This is a genomic window from Nitrospiria bacterium (assembly GCA_036397255.1).
In the GTDB taxonomy this organism is placed as follows: Bacteria; Nitrospirota; Nitrospiria; order DASWJH01; family DASWJH01; genus DASWJH01.
Map to the genome: position 1 here is coordinate 25950 of DASWJH010000064.1, position 15790 is coordinate 41739.

Here is a 15790-nt window from a genome sequence, read left to right on the forward strand (position 1 = left end):
CCCCCCCTATAATCTTGCCTAATCATGTCCGAGGTCTACTCTCATTATTATAAGGTCCGGCGGGTGCTCTGGATCACGTTGGGCTGGAATCTCCTGGTTGCCGTTGCCAAGATTACCTATGGTTACATGACTTCCTCCCTGAGTATGGCAGCCGACGGATTCCACTCTCTTTTTGACGGGACATCCAATCTGGTTGCCCTGATCGGGATTTGGGCGGCTTCCCATCCGCCAGATGATACCCATCATTACGGACATCGAAAGTTTGAAACCTTTGCTGCGGTCGGAATTGCCATTCTTCTTTTTGTTACTTGTTACAATATTCTGCGCAGTAGCTTTACGCGCCTTTCCGATCCTACCCCTCCAGAGGTTACCCCCATCAGTTTTATAATTATGGGTCTTACATTAGCAGTTAACTATTTTGTAATGCGGTACGAGCAGAGAAAAGGCCGCGAATATGAAAATAATTTGCTCCTTGCAGATTCTGAACACACCCGAAGCGATATTTTAGCTTCCTGTTCTGTTTTAATTAGCCTGATTGCGGTCAAATTGAATTATCCCGTTTTAGATCCTATTGCCGCCCTTTTTATTGCAGTGTTAATCGGGCGGGTTGGAATTCAGATTCTTTTAGAAAGCTCTAAAGTTTTAAGCGATTACTCGGTTCTGGAACCAAAAATCCTTCGAGAATTAGCCATGAAGGTAGATGGGGTTGAAGAATGCCACCAAATTCGAACTCGAGGATCCAGCAACCACATTTACATTGACCTCCATATTCATGTCCCCCCGGAAATGACAACCCTCAAGGCCCACGAAGTGGCCCATCGGGTAGAAGCCACCATTAAGGACCAATTTCCAGAGGTTGTGGATATTGTGGTCCATGTTGAACCCCATATTCCCAACTTAGAAAACGATTGATGAGGACGATGAAGGGGACAAAACCGTTTATTGCGATAACAATGGGAGATCCCTCTGGAATTGGACCGGAAATTGTTCTCAAAATTTTTTCAAACCCAAAAGTTTTCCGGTTTTGCTGTCCCCTGGTAATTGGAGATCTTTCCGTCATGCAAAGGGTAAAGAAGCTATGCCCTTTAAGAATAAAATTTAATACGATAACAAAAGTAAATGAAGGGGTTTTTCGTTTTGGTACTTTAGACCTTTTTGATCTTGGGAATATCAAAGGCGGGTTTAAGTTTGGTCGCCCCATTCCATCCTTAGGTCGGTCCATGGTGGAATATATTCTCAAAGCGGTGGAATTAATCCAAAAGGGATATGTTCATGCAATGACGACGGGGCCCATTAACAAAACATTAATCAATGGGGCTGGGTTTTCCTACCCGGGGCACACGGAATTATTGGCTGATGTAACCGGTGCCCGAAAAGTGGCAATGATGTTGGTGGGTGGGCCTTTTCGAATTACATTGGTTACGACACATCTCTCGATTGAAAATGTTCCAAAATCCCTTTCCAAGGAAAAAATTTTTGATTCGATCCAGTTAACGGATAGAGCCCTTCGCGAAAAATTTCGAATTAGAAATCCAAGAATTGCTGTTGCCAGTTTAAACCCCCATGGGGGAGAAGAGGGACTTTTAGGGAAGGAAGAGAAGCAGTTCATTCGACCCGCTATTGACAAGGCCAAAGGGTTGGGGTTAAACGTTTTGGGTCCATTGCCACCGGATACGCTTTTTTATAAAGCGAAGGACGATAAATTTGATGCCGTGGTGGTGATGTATCATGATCAGGGATTGATACCCTTGAAGATGGTGGCCTTCGGAAGGGCGGTGAATGTGACATTAGGACTACCCATCATTCGAACTTCGGTAGACCATGGGACCGCCTATGACATTGCCGGATGTGGGAAGGCAGATCCCTCCAGTCTTTTCCATGCGGTTTCTCTTGCTGCAGATCTGGCAAGGAAGGGTAAAAAAAGAAGTTAAAACTCAACAACGATTCCCCCCAGATAACTCCATCCCCCCAGATTGATCGAATCACTTCCGAAATCGTCTGCGCGACTATATTGGGCCTCCATAATAAAATAGGTGTTTTTAACCCCCCATCCTATGTTAAAAGCGTCTGCCCCTACGGGATCAATTATATCTAAAAGGATCTTAAGACCCCCACGGCCATGAAAACCGCTACGATCTCCGGAAATGGTACTTTGACCATCCAAAGATTGCAGGAAAATGACATGACTGTATCCTCCCCCGGCAAAAGGTACAAGAAGTTGGCTTTTTTCGAAAATGGCATTAAAAATGAAAAAAACTTTTAATGGGAATAGCTGGATTTTCTGTCTAAGGGTGCTTATTCCTCCAGAGGGGGTTCGAGAAGATCCTTTTTCGGTAAAATAACCTCCCTCAATCCCAATGTCCCATTTCGGGGATATTTTGAGCCCCCCCTGTCCGACAAATTCAACGTTTCCATCCCCGTAAATGTCATCCCAGCCATCTTCCTGTGGACTAAAATAACCCGCTTTGAATCCTAGGAACCAGCGGGTATCTTCCTCAGCTGATACTGGCGAAAGCGTCAGCATACCGATGGTCAATATGATAAAAACAAGGGTTGGTTTAATTTGACGCTCCAAGTTTTAAAAATACCTTTGGCCTTATAAAAAATTTCTGCAGAAAAAACAACATTAGGGTTCCCAAGGTCAATGTCCAAATAATTGGACCGGACATCCAAATTGAAATGATCCATACCATGGGATAAAGAAGAATCCTAAAATAGGGTTTAAATACTTGGTTTTGTTCCAACCACTGATGGGCGGAGGGGCTAACCTGGTAATACAGTTTGGTCAGTTTTCTCCCTCCACTATTTTTTAAAAGGAATTGATCTCTAAAATTCCTAAGGGTTTTTAAATAGGTTTCCAGGGGTGATCCGAAGGCCAGGCTGGCAATAAAGCATCCTCCCTCATCATCAAGAGCGGGAAATCGAACGGCGGGCTCCGGGGTCGCGCTGATTTCTGGGGATAAAGAGCTTTCTGAAGCCGGGGTAGTCAGAAACCCCTCCACCTCGGTAGCAAATTGACTTTCATTGGGTTGTGTATTAGGGCATTCAGTGTCCGTGGGTTCATTGCTGAGAGCGGTTACCGTTACAAAAAAGGGGGGTTTTGCTACGGTTGAGATTTGGAAAATGTAAGTGGTAAAATTTTCAAGGTTGGTGACGGTGGATGACGCGTTTCCCCTTCCTGGGACGGTTATTTGTTGATTGGTGGATTCTGATGATTTCCTATAATACACCGTATATTCTGCCACACTTAAAATCCTCGAAAAGGGGGTCCAATTTAACGTAATTTCTTGATTTCCAATCCCGGCTGAAAAATTTGACGGAGGTGGGGGAGTGGCCACTGTTCCACTCAAATTTGTTATTTGATATGAAGGGTTGGTGATTTTACATACCGAATTTGAATAGGGAGGCCCGTTTACATCGGAGTCATAGAGGATCTTGTACCCTTTTACGGTATGGGCCAAATTTGGATCCCAGGCAATGGAAATTGAATTTGTATCTTCATTGGTTACCCTAAGATTTAAAACCGGAAATAAGGTGAGGTCGGCTGTATTTCCACCAAAGGCGCCTATTTCTCCCCCATTACTATTTTTTCCTATGGCCGCGGAATTAACCTTTAGGTGGAAATCTTTTGCCGAGGAATCGACATAAAGGGGATCCTGATCCAAGATATCAGTGATATCATTCGTGTCTTGGGTCCGGATGTTGGCATCTGCATAGGAGGTCAAAGAATTTCCGAAAAAAAGATTGTAGCCAACATTAGGGTTGGTTGAATTATTCAGGATGAAATCATTGGTATTATTGGTTATGAGATTATCTTTGATGGTTACCCCACTGGAGTTGGTACAACTAATTGCTATTCCGTTCTGATGCAAAGTATTATTTGTTATTATTGCGGAATTTGCATTTTCACATTGGATTCCAAAGGTTCTTTGTTGGGTTATTATTACATTATTTAATGTAACGTTGGTGTCGATGGGTATTAAAACCCCTACATCCCCATCGGTAACAGTTAGGTTTTGAATACTACTCCCATCAGCGGCGGTTATCACCGTTCCCGTCCCGCTCCCTTTAACCACAGCATTGGCCCCTTTATCTCCTTTTAAGGTGACTCCGGATATTAAAACCACATTTTCTCGAAAGGTTCCCTTCTGAAGGAGGATCGTGTCATTGGGCGAGGTGTTATTCTCCGCCTGGGTTAAAGCATTCGCAATGGTTTTAAACGTTTCCTGAGGGCCTACTTTAATTTCTGCCCCTTCTACAATCTCTGAAACTGCAAAACCGTGGAAAACGCTTAAAATCAAAAATGGGAGAATTACCTTTAATTTTAATTTCATCAAAAATCCTTCCAGAACATTTCGCAATTTAAATCTTACCAATTAATTGACAGGTGAATCAAGGAATTTAAGGTTTTTTTGCCCTTATAACGTCGGGTAGAAAAGGGTTTTGGGCAAATTTTTGGCGGCTTTACAGATTTTTGGTTTGAGATTAGATTTAGCCATAGAGGCCAAATGGATAAAAATGTCATAAAAAAGCATATCCGCGGATTTGAAATATTATTTATTTTTGTTCTTTTTTTAGCCGTATCCTCCCTTTATGGATTGGGTTTTTTTGAACGATTTGAACTCATCCTCATTGATTCCCGTTATCGAATTTTTCCAGCCCCAAAGGACCCTTCTATTGCCATTGTCGCCATTGACAAATCAAGCCTAAAAGAGCTTCCCCAGTGGCCTTGGCCCCGGACCTTCCACGGGGGGGTGGTGAATCAACTGAGGGAGAGTGGGGCTCGGGTTATTGGTTTTGATATGGATTTTAGCGCCCACCGGATTTTCGAAGAGGATATGGCCTTTTCCAGGGAAATCCAAAAAGCAGGAAATGTGGTTTTAGGGGGTTTTTCCGAAATCCGTCTGGTGGCAGACTTAAAAATCCAATCCTCCAGTTTCCCAATCGAAACCTTATCAAAAGTCTCTACCGGTGTGGGAACGCTGTCCTTTCCTTCCGATTTGGATGGAGGGGTTCGGCGGGGCTTTCTTGATAGTGAATTAAATGGGGAACATTTTTTGGGTTTTGGAGCTGAAATTTACCGGGCCTATAAAGGACTTTCAAGGAATGACATTAAATGGTTAACCCCCCGCACACTTCAGATGGGAAATTTAGAACTCCCTTCTGATTCCCACCATATTTTTTACGTTCACTATGCGGGACCTGCGGAAACCTTTCCGACTTATTCTTATTCGGATGTTTTAAAAAAAAGAATTGATCCAGCGGTTTTCCGCGATAAAATTATTTTGGTTGGCGCTTCATCCGTAGAGTTACAGGATTTATGGAACACTCCTTTTCAAGGTTTAATGCCGGGGGTGGAAATCCAAGCCAATGTGGTCAATTCATTATTAACGGGAAGTTCTCTTTATCGCATTCCTTCTTTTGGGTCCATTTTAATACTGCTGGGATTTACTCTGATTTGGGTTAGTTTTTCTTCTTTTTATGTCTGGAAATATGGGCGATGGAAATCGCCCATTTTTTCCTGTTTTGCCCCTGTTTTTATTCTTTTTTCTCTTTCAATGGTTGTCTCACTTAGACTTTTTTCCCATCATCAATTGATTTTAGATACATCACCGATTATAAGCCAACTATTTGGAATGTTTATGGTTTCAGCTATTATGTTGATGATCAAATCCGCCCAAGAAGTCGATGAGAAGGGCCTGAGTCTCACCACCCTTCAATCCGTGGGAAGTCTTTCACATGAGAACAGGTCCTTGGAGGATTCAATCAATTTTATTCTTTCCATGCTTCAGGAAACCATGAAAGTCGACTACAGTGTGGCGGAAATACTGGGCGAAAAGGAAAACCGCAGCGTCATCACAAAAGGGAAACCTCCCGGTAATGTTGATGGGATGGCCCCTTATTGTAAAGGTTGGGTAGAAAGGGTTTTCGCAGAAAAGAAAAGCTACAGCGTTAATGGCGGGGTGATATTTGGTTCCGAAAAAGGGAAAAGGAAAAAACCTCCGATCTCAAGCCTTTTTTCCCCGATTTTAACCCATGGTAAAACTTTTGGCGTTTTGCATGTTCACCATCTGGGAAAACGAAAATTCCAAGAAGATGATTTGAAAATGCTTTTTACCATTGCCAGTCAATTGGCACTGGTCATTGAATATGAACATTTGCTTGGGGAGATGAAGGAGCTTTTCCTGAACACCCTGGAGGCATTCTCTTCAGCTTTGGATTTTAGAGACAATGATACCGCGGGTCATTCCCAAAGGGTTACTGCCTATTGTATGGAAATTGGGGAAGAACTGGGCCTTTCTCCCCCAGATTTAGAAGTGGTCAAACAAGGGGGTTTGCTTCATGATATCGGAAAGATTGGAATTCCCGATTCCATCTTGAATAAACCTGGTCCTTTAACCGAGGAAGAATATACGGTCATGAAGCAACATGCTGAATACGGTTTTGGAATGCTAAAAAATATTAAACAATTACGGGAAGCCTCGCAAATCGTTTATCACCATCAAGAGCGATTTGATGGAAGAGGATACCCCCAAGGGTTGCGGGGAGAAGAAATTGTAATCGGAGCCCGAATATTTTCCGTGGCCGATACCTATGACGCGATGACATCCGATCGAGTTTACCGAAAGGGAATGTCGGATGAGGAGGCCAGAGAGGAGATTTTAAGATGTTCAGGGTCCCAATTTGACCCTAAGGTGGTCGAGGCATTTATGCGTTTGCCCAAGGAACGAATGTTTTCCATCCGGGAGGATGTAAAAAAATTAATGCAACGTTCTTCCCGACATACCCTCCTTTTCCGGTAAATTTGTCAGGGTTTGGCTATCGGTGTTCACCCTATGGGACGATTATTTTTTACAGGACCTTGACTTTGCTCAATGGGGATTTATACTTAAATCAATGCTTGATTTCAGGAGGAATAATATGAAAAAGGCCAAAAAATATTTCTGGGCAAGGTTGATCGGAGTTGGATTGGTTTTCCCGGTGTTTTTTGTGTTGACGGTTCCAAGTGCAAATGGAAAAGAGCCCATTCGGCTCCTCAACTTCTCAGGAAATGTTGAAATTCAAACCTCAGGAAAGTCCACTTGGGAAAGGGTTGCCTCTACGGTCACGCTGAATCCGGGTGATATCCTAAGAACGGGGGTACGTTCGCAGGCCGAAGTTGGTTTTAACGGGGGAATCATACGAATGTATGAAAACACCCTTCTAAGGCTTCCCAAAATTGGGATGGAGGTTTCCGATGAATCTTCGATCAAATCTCAGCAGGCTTTCTTAACGTACGGTAAAGCGATCTTTAATATCGTAAAGCGGTCATTTGCAAATTCATTTGAAGTGGTCACACCCAGTTTGATCGCAGGGGTCAAGGGAACCGTGTTTAGGGTGGTGGAAGAACCTGAAGAACAAACGGTTTCGGTTTTCGAAGGAGTGGTTCAGGTTTCCAGGAGCGGAAAAACCGGAGAAACCGTGGAATTGGTGGAAAAACAGATGGCACGATTGACCGATGGATCTTTGATGGGGCCCCTTCCTGTGGATCCAAGAGATCAGGGCTGGAATGAATGGCAGTCCTTTCCCGTTCAAGAAACCGCGGGAGGAGCACCTTTAAATTCCATTCCGGAGAGAAACCAGGAAACTTTAGACAATGGGGATATGTCGTTTGAATCGGCGGAAAAGGGGTTGAATGAAACCGAGGAAATGTTTGCGCAAAGGATTGCAGACCGTCGAAACGAACGGTTGGGAGATTTGCTTGAAAACAGCAATGATTTTAGAAGAGAGGTTCAAACCGGCGCCATCCGGTATCCTTCTTTGACCGTTGAAAAAGTAGAAGAGGCCGTTCAAACTATATTATCATCTGCGGATCGTACGCTCGGTACAGATACCGGTTCAATCGTGAACGTGGACAGCACGATCACGGGCCTGACGGGATCCGTCGATAATACCGTCACCGGTCTGACAGGAACCGTGGATAATACCATCACCGGTGTAACGGGAACCCTCGATAATACGATTACGGGTGTAACGGGCACTGTTGAGGACACCACATCCGGCTTGCCGGAGACCCTCGATAGCACTATCTTAGATTTACCCTCTCTACTTCCGTAGACACGTTAAAGAGGAGAATTTCCTTTGAGTTATGTGGAGAATTCGACTTTTCCTTTTCGCGCTAATTCAAAAGCTCCTGGTTGCGATCCTTTTTACGGCATGTAATTTTTTTTTGACCCATAACGTCTATGGAGGCGATTTAAAACTTGAACATCGGCTGATTGGCCAAATCAGCTATGGTTTTGAGACCAACGTGTTTCAAAGCCAAGAAAACCCAAGGGATGATTTTTATATCCTGGTTGAGGGATCCACTCATTTTCTTATTCGTCCTTCCTCGCGGGACACCATTTATGTTGATATTCTAGGCTCCTACCAAGCTTTCCAACGGCTGAAAAATTCAAACCAGTTTTTTATTGATACCGCAATAGACCTCCAACATAAAATAAACTCCTTTTGGGACGTTGGATTTTCCCAAATCTTTTCTTACAACGATTTAAAGCTTTTGGATACCGAGGGAGAACCTCTCCCCGGGTCAAAAATTGGGTCTGTCAATTACCAGTCGAGATTTTACGTTCTCCTGTTCCCGGGCGATGATTGGGTGGGAGAATTAGGTGGGGGTTTTCGTAGAAAAGATGTGGAAGAATCCGAAGGGTTGATTTCGTTGGACCTAAATGCTTTTTTTGGGGATGCGGCGCTTCGTTATTATTTTACACGCTCGAGTTTGATTCGGCTCAAATATGTCGGAAGTTACTTCGATTACGACCGGTTAAAGGCAGGAACCGCCCCCACCGGCATTCCCAGTGAGGTCAGTCCAGGTCTTGCCTTTAAACGGCACGATATCAAATTTAAAGTTTATATAAGGGAGTTTGAAAAAATCCAAGCCATCGGCATTGGAAAGTTTCGCTATAACGAAGATCCCTATCAGCAGGATTTAAGCTATGACCAATATGAGGGTGTAGGCCAGGTTAAGGTCAAAATCTTTTGGAATATTTCCGTGAATTCTTCGATGGCCTATCGTATTCGAGATTACCGGACCCGGGCTTCCAATGTGTTTGTGGATCCAAACAGCGGGCAGATCCTGCCCGCCCGGGCAAAGCTCAAGGAGAACTTTTTGATTTTTGAGGCCTCGGTCTACAAAAAACTCTTTTCTCCCATCGATCTATCCCTTCGGTATGTTTGGATCAAGAAAAATACCAACGCCATCGGGGGAGATTTTGAAAGCGCCCAAGGGACCATCGGTCTTCGGGCCACCTTTTGACCCCACCATCCTTCGTTGACTATTGAATACAGGGCTGAATCCCAGTATGATGATGAACCTGATAAAATGAATAAAAAGGACATCCAGAAAAGTTTTTTTGATCAAGGAGATCCGCAATTGGATATCATTCATCCCCAAATAGAGGGATATCTATTATCGCTGTTACCGAAAGAGGATTCCGTCCTGTCAACGTTGGAAGCAGAGGCGGAGCGTCGCCGTTTTCCCATAGTCGGTCCTTTGGTAGGAAGGATTCTTGAGCAGTTGACCCGAATGACGGGGGCCGCCCGTGTATTTGAAATGGGGTCCGGATTTGGGTATTCTGCCTACTGGTTTGCCAAGGGGCTACGAAGGGATGGCACCGTTATTTTAACCGACGGGTCTTCTGAAAATATAAAGGAGGCAATGAAGAATTTACCCCCTACATTTCCGGATCGAAAATTTATCGGGGAAGTGGGGGAGGCTATTGACATTTTAGGGCGATACCCAGGTCCTTTTGATATTATTTTTAATGATATTGATAAGGAAGCCTATCCCGATGTGATTCAGGTCGTACTTCCAAAACTGAAAAAAGGCGGGTTGCTGGTTTCAGATAATGTGTTATGGTTTGGATCGGTCATCTCAAAAAGTGAAAAACCCGATGTCCAAGCCATTCAAAAATATAACCAAATGATTTATAATGAAAAAGGCCTATTGACCACTATTCTTCCCATTCGAGATGGGCTTTCCATCAGCCAAAAGATAGTGTAAACTTATCAGTTCATCATGGGGTTCTAATCAATGAAAGGAGTATTGTTTTAAAGATTATGGAAGAGGAGGACCAAACATTTACACTGAAGGAAGCCAACCAGATGATTCCTGATTTAGAAGTCCTCCTGAAAGATATTCAGAAAAGCCAACTGTGCCTAGGGGGGATGAAAGAGGAAATCAAAAAAGCCGGTGACAATGCCTTGGCAAACGGAGGAAGTCCCTGCGGTCCCCGTTTTATCCTTACCTTTGAACGTATTTTAAAAAACATAGAGAAAATACAAGATTTAGGGGTTTTGGTGAAAGACATGGAGCGAGGACTTTGTGACTTTCCATGTTTTTATCAAGGACGGGTCATTTATCTTTGTTGGAAATTAGGAGAGTCTGAGATTAAATGGTGGCATGAGGTTCAAGATGGTTTTAAAGGCCGCCAAAAAATTGAAAAAGAATTTTATTAGCCCCCTACCAAATTTTTTAAATCACTTTTTTGCCTGGCTCATTCTTTCCTAACTAAAAAAATTTATTTAACACTTTGGTTTTTTGCTCCCGAAATCCCTTGAATTAATAAAGGCCGTCATTCCCGCGGAGCTTGTCCCCGTATGCTCAAAGCGGGGAGCGGGCATCCGGAAAAAAATCAAAACAATCATGGGATGGCACAACGGAAATGTTTTAGTTTTTCTATTTCTCTTCCTGTTGATGAAATTCCTTTTTCAAAAACGATTTCAGGCGCTTGGAGATATTGGATTCTAATTGCCGAACGCGCTCTTTTGAAATGTGGAATCGGTCTGCTAGATGTTGTAGGGTTTCCGGAGTTTCAGAGAGTATTCTTTTCTCCAATATTTCGCAGTCTCTGTCTTTTAATTTTTTCTTGTATTGTTCGATTTTTTGGGTTAGAAGGTCTTTCAGTTCTTTTTCTTCGATCTCCTCATCCGCCCCTTTGATGGATGCGGGAAGGATGGCTTCCAATCCCGTCTCCGATTCCCCATGGGGTTCACTGAGCGAGAGTTCAGGGTCTGCCAGACGTTGTTCCATTTCAATTAACTTCATTTCATCGACCTTCAGGCGACTGGCCAACAACCTGGGCCCACTTTCCTGGCCCTGTGCTTCCAGGAGTTCTTTTTCTTTTCGAAGCTGGAAAAACAGCCTACGTTCTTCCTCTGTGGTTCCAATCTTGACCAATCTCCAATTTTTCATAATGTAGCGAAGAATGAACGCTCTGATCCACCACGTCGCATAGGTGGACAGGCGTGTTCCGCGGTAGGGGTCAAATCGTTTTACGGCGTGCATTAGACCAATATTCCCCTCCTGAATAATATCCAGCAAGGGAATGGAAACACGTTTGTATTCCCTTGCAATATTTACTACAAATTGAAGATTGGCCATCACCAGTTGGGCAACCGCATCTAAATCCCCTTTTTCTATGTACCGAACGGCTAACTGATACTCCTCCTCTCGGCTGAGAAAAGGAAAACGACGAATTTCAGTCAGGTAAGCCCGGAGCGGATCAAAGGCAACCACTGACCGTTCGGTAGGGGCTTTTTCCTCAAGATCTTGATTTTTCCGGCTATTTCCCATTTCCCCGATTATAGTAAGACCCTCTATTCAAATCAACTTTTGGGGAACAGACTCATTTTAGAACGGGATGGAATGATATTGAAAGTTTCAAAAAATTGGGAAGAAAAACCAGCAGCTTTAATTGATCCGGAGGGAATTTTTTTCTAATTCCTTAATTAAAAGGTCATTGGCAGGAGGGAAAGTGAAGGATTTAAAATGTGAGGGGGTGACCCATCGAATTTCTTTGCAGCCCATGGGTTTTGGAATTCCCGTTTTGATGGAACAAAGATAAGGGTGCAGGGAGATCTTTCCAATTGAATACTGATGGGTAAAGCATTTTATTTTTCGGTGGACCTTGACCTCGACACCGACCTCTTCTTTAATCTCTCTCTGGAGACATTCCTTTAATTTTTCATGGTCAAGACGTTTCCCTCCTGGAAATTCCCAGACCCCCCCCAGGTGGACATTTTCCATCCTGCGCGCAATTAAAAACTGACCATTTTTGATAATAATCCCGATGGCCACCTGAACGGTTTTTTTCTCTTTTTTCAAAGGATCTTCCCCTTAACCATTCTAACGCCATGACGATCCATACTTGACACGGTTACGGTGGCCTTTAAACCTTTACGCTGAAACGCCTGCTGCATGGCCCTTCCAATCTTTTCCCCCTTTGTCGGGTGGTCTGTGATCGCGAAGAGGGTAGACCCTGCCCCGCTGATGGAACATCCAAAAGCCCCATTTTTTAATGCCGCTTTTTTTACCTCAGAAAAACCAGGGATTAGTACCGACCGTTTAGGTTCGACAATCACATCTTCAATGGCTTCTCCAAAAGCGCGGACATTTTTTTGGCCCACCGCTGCAACCAAGGCGCAGCTGAACGCCATATTTTGAATAAAATGGGCCATGGGGATTTTTAGAGGAAGAACTTTTCTTGCGCGTTTGGTCAGTAAAGGAAAGTGGGGGGTCACCAGTACCACCACCAGATTGGGAATAACCCCTAAAGGGACAGTTTTTTTTGTTTTTGGATTGCTGATGACCACCCCTCCGAAAAGAGAGGCAGAGATATTATCCAAAAAATAGCCACCGCTGACCCGGCTTTCCGCCTTTGCACAGGGAATGAGGAGCTCTTCTTTTTTTAAAGGTTCCCCGAAAAGAATATTCGTGGCGAAGCCTCCTGCAACTGCACTGGCAGCGCTGCTTCCGAGGCCGTTCCCGGGAATGTTCTTGTGCAGCCAGAGATCCACTCCCTTTTTTATTCCTAATCTTTTCCGTACTTCTTGGGCGGCAATTCCAACCGTATTTTTTCTCGCATCTTTTGGGATTTGGGTTTGGGTTCCCGAGATCGAGTGGATCCTGATTCCGGAATCGGAAGATAAACTTGCTGTAACCCAATCTCCGATTCCGGTCACGGCGCAACCCAGGACATCAAAACCCGGCCCAATGTTTCCCACCGAAGCGGGAGCAAAAACAGTGACTATTTTGGGTTGTTTTTTAGACATTCTGCCTTTAAATCCACCTTATTAAAGGGAGCTTTAAAAGTGAGATAAGTTTTTTCTACTCAAAGTGAAAGTGTTGGGGTTAAATTGGTCATTCCCGCGGAAGCGGGAATCCAGGCTTATTTTGAACCCATCTAAAAAACCCGCGTAAGGGGAAATCCCTTCCACTTTCACAATCGATTACACAAAAAAAATTTTTTTTCCCCCCGTCACTATATCACATTGAATCCTGATCTCCAATCCTGGAATTCTTTTTTGAAAGGGGGAAGAAGGTGAAATCAAATGGGGTGGAACCCCTTGCAAAAAGAGGCCTTCGGAGAAATTAGGAGTGAATTGATGGTAGACAGGGGTTATCATTTGGGGTAGAATTTTGAGTTAAACACTTTTAAATTTGAAATTCAGAGGAGATCTAAACGATGCCACAAAAAAAGCCTTCCCCCTCTAAATTGATTCCCAGAAAAGTCTTGTTTGGAAATCCGGTGAAGACCAGCCCCAAGATTTCTCCTGATGGGAAAAGAATTGCATTCCTGGCCCCGGTGGAGGACGTTTTGAATGTGTGGGTGGGGGCCATCGGCGGGGATGAATTTAAGGCGGTGACCAAGGACCGTGACCGTGGGATTCAACTGTTTTTTTGGGCCGATGATAATAAGCACATCATGTATCTCAAAGATGTTGGGGGAAATGAAAACTGGAATCTTTTCGCGGTGGATTTTGAAAAGGACGATATCCGGGAACTTACTCCGTATAAAGATGTCCAGGTGCGTGTCATCGATCGGGACAAGCATTTCCCCAATGAGTTATTGATCGCAATGAATAAAGATGATCCTCAGGTCCATGATGTTTATCATTTGGATTTAGTGACCGGTGAACTGAAAATGATTGCGAAGAATCCCGGAAATGTCGCCGGATGGTTGACCGATCCCCACTTTAAAGTCAGAGGTGCTTTGGCGGCCACACCGGATGGGGGGTTTGATTTATTGTTTCGTGATCATGAAGAGGACGAGTGGAACAAATTAATTTCATGGGATTCGGAAGACAGTTTAAGCAGCGGCCCGGTGGGTCTTTCAAAAGATGGAAATATTTTATATTTGGAGGATTCAAGGGGGGTGAATGCCAGCCGTTTAATCAAACTCAACATAAAAACTGGAGATCAGGAGGTGATGGCGGAGGACCCCCATTTTGATGTGGGAGGGGTGATGGTTCATCCCGATACCTATGAAATCCAGGCCGTGTCCTTTGTCAAAGAGCGAACGGAATGGGTGATCTTTGATCAATCGATCAAGGAAGACTTTGAGAAAATTAAAGCCGTGGATCATGGGGACTTTTTTATCCTGAGCCGGGACAATGAGGATCAAAAATGGGTGATTGGTTTTACCCGGGACAATGGTCCGGTTCCTTATTACGCTTATGACCGAACCACAAAAAAAGCCACCTTTCTATTCGACAATAAACCGGATTTAAAACAGTATGAGCTGGCGCCGATGGAACCCGTTTCTTTTAAAACGAGGGATGGGTTGACGGTCCATGGGTATATCACCTTTCCCCCTGGTGATCAGAAAAAACAGCTGCCCATGGTATTGAATGTTCATGGAGGGCCATGGAGCCGGGATACTTGGGGGTATGACGGCGAGGCCCAATGGTTTGCCAACCGCGGCTACATCTGTCTTCAGGTGAACTTCCGCGGTTCCACCGGCTACGGTAAAGAGTTCCTCAATGCCAGTATTAAAGAATGGGGCGGCAAAATGCATGATGACCTGGTGGATGCGGTCCACTGGGCCATTAAAAAAGGGTATGCGGATCCGAAAAGGATTGCGATCTATGGAGGATCCTACGGCGGGTATGCGGCTTTGGTGGGGGCAACGTTTACGCCGGACCTGTTTTCCTGTGCGGTGGATATTGTGGGGCCCAGCAATTTGATAACGATGATTAAATCCATCCCTCCCTACTGGTCCACCTTATTGGCCATCGAGCATAAACGGGTGGGAAATCCCGATACCGAGGAAGTGTTTTTAAAATCCCGTTCCCCCTTGTTTAAAGTGGACCAGATCAAAATCCCCATCCTCATAGGCCAGGGGGCCAATGACCCCAGAGTGAAGCAGGCCGAATCGGAGCAGATTGTTCAAGCCATGAAGGAAAAAGGAATCGATCACGAATATATGCTCTTTCCCGATGAAGGCCATGGTTTTGCGAAACCCGAAAACCGGATTAAGTTTTACGCCCATGCGGAAAAGTTCTTGGCCAAACATTTAGGTGGGCGCTTTGAGAAATGAAATAACCCTTCCATCCCTTCCCTTTCTTGGTGAACAGCCAATAAGGCAGGTATGATCCTCTAAAACCCGTCATTCCCGTGGAAGCGGGAATCCAGGTTTATCTATTTTCCCTAACCCTTTACCCCTTACCTTTCACATGCTTTAAAAAGACTCCCCTCTAACCTCCAACCTTTTATGCTCCCCTCATTTGTAAGCAACTGTCTTAAAAGTCAAGGGGAGATTATAAAATTAGTTTTCCACGGGGTTCCATGTTTCAACATAGCATTCAGAATGACCAACAATTTTCTCATACAAGCGGTAAGGGCCACCTTTTTAGCTTTTCCCGCTACCAGCAGCCTTTGATAGAAAGCCTTGATCACCGGATTGAAACGAAGCGCTGCCAAGGTACTCCTATAGAGAGTAGAAGGAACATGTGCTCTACCACCCCAGAC

The 15790-nt window shown here is 44.3% G+C and carries 14 protein-coding genes; 8 read left to right on the forward strand and 6 right to left on the reverse strand.

The features are described 5' to 3' along the window. Nucleotides 1–24: 24 nt before the first annotated feature. Nucleotides 25–912, forward strand: coding sequence for a cation diffusion facilitator family transporter (locus VGB26_08635; GenBank protein HEX9757852.1), 888 nt, complete (start codon nt 25–27; stop codon nt 910–912). Next, entirely contained in the window at nt 912–1931 is a 1020-nt protein-coding gene (pdxA, locus tag VGB26_08640; protein ID HEX9757853.1) for a 4-hydroxythreonine-4-phosphate dehydrogenase PdxA, read from the forward strand. The genes VGB26_08635 and pdxA overlap by 1 nt, the downstream gene beginning before the upstream one ends. Here the strand turns inward: pdxA and VGB26_08645 are convergent. Both VGB26_08645 and VGB26_08650 read right to left on the reverse strand, forming a co-directional pair. Continuing rightward, nucleotides 1928–2575, reverse strand: coding sequence for an outer membrane beta-barrel protein (locus VGB26_08645; GenBank protein HEX9757854.1), 648 nt, complete (start codon nt 2573–2575; stop codon nt 1928–1930). The genes pdxA and VGB26_08645 overlap by 4 nt on opposite strands. Next, entirely contained in the window at nt 2559–4334 is a 1776-nt protein-coding gene (locus VGB26_08650) for a CFI-box-CTERM domain-containing protein (GenBank protein ID HEX9757855.1), read from the reverse strand. The genes VGB26_08645 and VGB26_08650 overlap by 17 nt, the downstream gene beginning before the upstream one ends. A gap of 174 nt (nt 4335–4508) precedes the next feature. Between VGB26_08650 and VGB26_08655 the strand changes: the two genes are divergently transcribed. The 5 genes from VGB26_08655 (at nt 4509) to VGB26_08675 (ending at nt 10497) form a co-directional block, all read left to right on the forward strand. Next, a complete protein-coding gene (locus VGB26_08655; protein ID HEX9757856.1) occupies nt 4509–6803 on the forward strand; it encodes a CHASE2 domain-containing protein in 2295 nt (764 codons plus the stop codon). 118 nt (nt 6804–6921) lie between these two features. Next, nucleotides 6922–8097 carry a FecR domain-containing protein gene (locus tag VGB26_08660; protein HEX9757857.1) on the forward strand — a complete coding sequence of 392 codons (1176 nt, stop codon included), beginning with the start codon at nt 6922–6924 and terminating at the stop codon, nt 8095–8097. A gap of 31 nt (nt 8098–8128) precedes the next feature. Continuing rightward, nucleotides 8129–9295: a hypothetical protein gene (locus VGB26_08665; GenBank protein HEX9757858.1), complete on the forward strand. Its 1167-nt coding sequence runs from the start codon at nt 8129–8131 to the stop codon at nt 9293–9295. A gap of 66 nt (nt 9296–9361) precedes the next feature. Next, nucleotides 9362–10042 carry an O-methyltransferase gene (locus tag VGB26_08670; GenBank protein HEX9757859.1) on the forward strand — a complete coding sequence of 227 codons (681 nt, stop codon included), beginning with the start codon at nt 9362–9364 and terminating at the stop codon, nt 10040–10042. 56 nt (nt 10043–10098) lie between these two features. Further along, a complete protein-coding gene (locus VGB26_08675; protein ID HEX9757860.1) occupies nt 10099–10497 on the forward strand; it encodes a DUF2203 domain-containing protein in 399 nt (132 codons plus the stop codon). Nucleotides 10498–10717: 220 nt separating this feature from the next. Here VGB26_08675 and VGB26_08680 read toward each other — a convergent pair whose 3' ends face one another. The 3 genes from VGB26_08680 to VGB26_08690 all read right to left on the reverse strand — a co-directional run bounded on the left by VGB26_08680 (nt 10718) and on the right by VGB26_08690 (nt 13092). Then, on the reverse strand, nt 10718–11614 hold the full coding sequence (locus tag VGB26_08680) for an RNA polymerase factor sigma-32 (protein HEX9757861.1): 897 nt from the start codon (nt 11612–11614) through the stop codon (nt 10718–10720). 117 nt (nt 11615–11731) lie between these two features. Beyond that, entirely contained in the window at nt 11732–12145 is a 414-nt protein-coding gene (locus VGB26_08685) for a (deoxy)nucleoside triphosphate pyrophosphohydrolase (GenBank protein HEX9757862.1), read from the reverse strand. After that, nucleotides 12142–13092: a homoserine kinase gene (locus VGB26_08690; protein ID HEX9757863.1), complete on the reverse strand. Its 951-nt coding sequence runs from the start codon at nt 13090–13092 to the stop codon at nt 12142–12144. Before VGB26_08690 ends, VGB26_08685 begins: the two co-directional genes overlap by 4 nt. Before the next feature lie 413 nt (nt 13093–13505). On the opposite strand from VGB26_08690, the gene VGB26_08695 reads away from it, so the two are divergent. Then, the gene (locus VGB26_08695; protein HEX9757864.1) at nt 13506–15359 is read left to right on the forward strand and encodes a S9 family peptidase; all 1854 of its coding nucleotides are present in this window, start codon (nt 13506–13508) and stop codon (nt 15357–15359) included. Nucleotides 15360–15568: 209 nt separating this feature from the next. Here VGB26_08695 and VGB26_08700 read toward each other — a convergent pair. After that, the coding region (locus VGB26_08700; protein HEX9757865.1) for an IS110 family transposase at nt 15569–15790 on the reverse strand (222 nt) is incomplete at its 5' end.

Coding starts and splice junctions, on each gene's coding strand:
- VGB26_08635 (HEX9757852.1), top strand. CDS start 25: ATGTCCGAGGTCTACTCTCATTATTATAAGGTCCGGCGGGTGCTCTGG.
- pdxA (HEX9757853.1), top strand. CDS start 912: ATGAGGACGATGAAGGGGACAAAACCGTTTATTGCGATAACAATGGGA.
- VGB26_08650 (HEX9757855.1), bottom strand. CDS start 4,334: ATGAAATTAAAATTAAAGGTAATTCTCCCATTTTTGATTTTAAGCGTT.
- VGB26_08655 (HEX9757856.1), top strand. CDS start 4,509: ATGGATAAAAATGTCATAAAAAAGCATATCCGCGGATTTGAAATATTA.
- VGB26_08660 (HEX9757857.1), top strand. CDS start 6,922: ATGAAAAAGGCCAAAAAATATTTCTGGGCAAGGTTGATCGGAGTTGGA.
- VGB26_08665 (HEX9757858.1), top strand. CDS start 8,129: ATGTGGAGAATTCGACTTTTCCTTTTCGCGCTAATTCAAAAGCTCCTG.
- VGB26_08670 (HEX9757859.1), top strand. CDS start 9,362: ATGAATAAAAAGGACATCCAGAAAAGTTTTTTTGATCAAGGAGATCCG.
- VGB26_08675 (HEX9757860.1), top strand. CDS start 10,099: ATGGAAGAGGAGGACCAAACATTTACACTGAAGGAAGCCAACCAGATG.
- VGB26_08680 (HEX9757861.1), bottom strand. CDS start 11,614: ATGGGAAATAGCCGGAAAAATCAAGATCTTGAGGAAAAAGCCCCTACC.
- VGB26_08690 (HEX9757863.1), bottom strand. CDS start 13,092: ATGTCTAAAAAACAACCCAAAATAGTCACTGTTTTTGCTCCCGCTTCG.
- VGB26_08695 (HEX9757864.1), top strand. CDS start 13,506: ATGCCACAAAAAAAGCCTTCCCCCTCTAAATTGATTCCCAGAAAAGTC.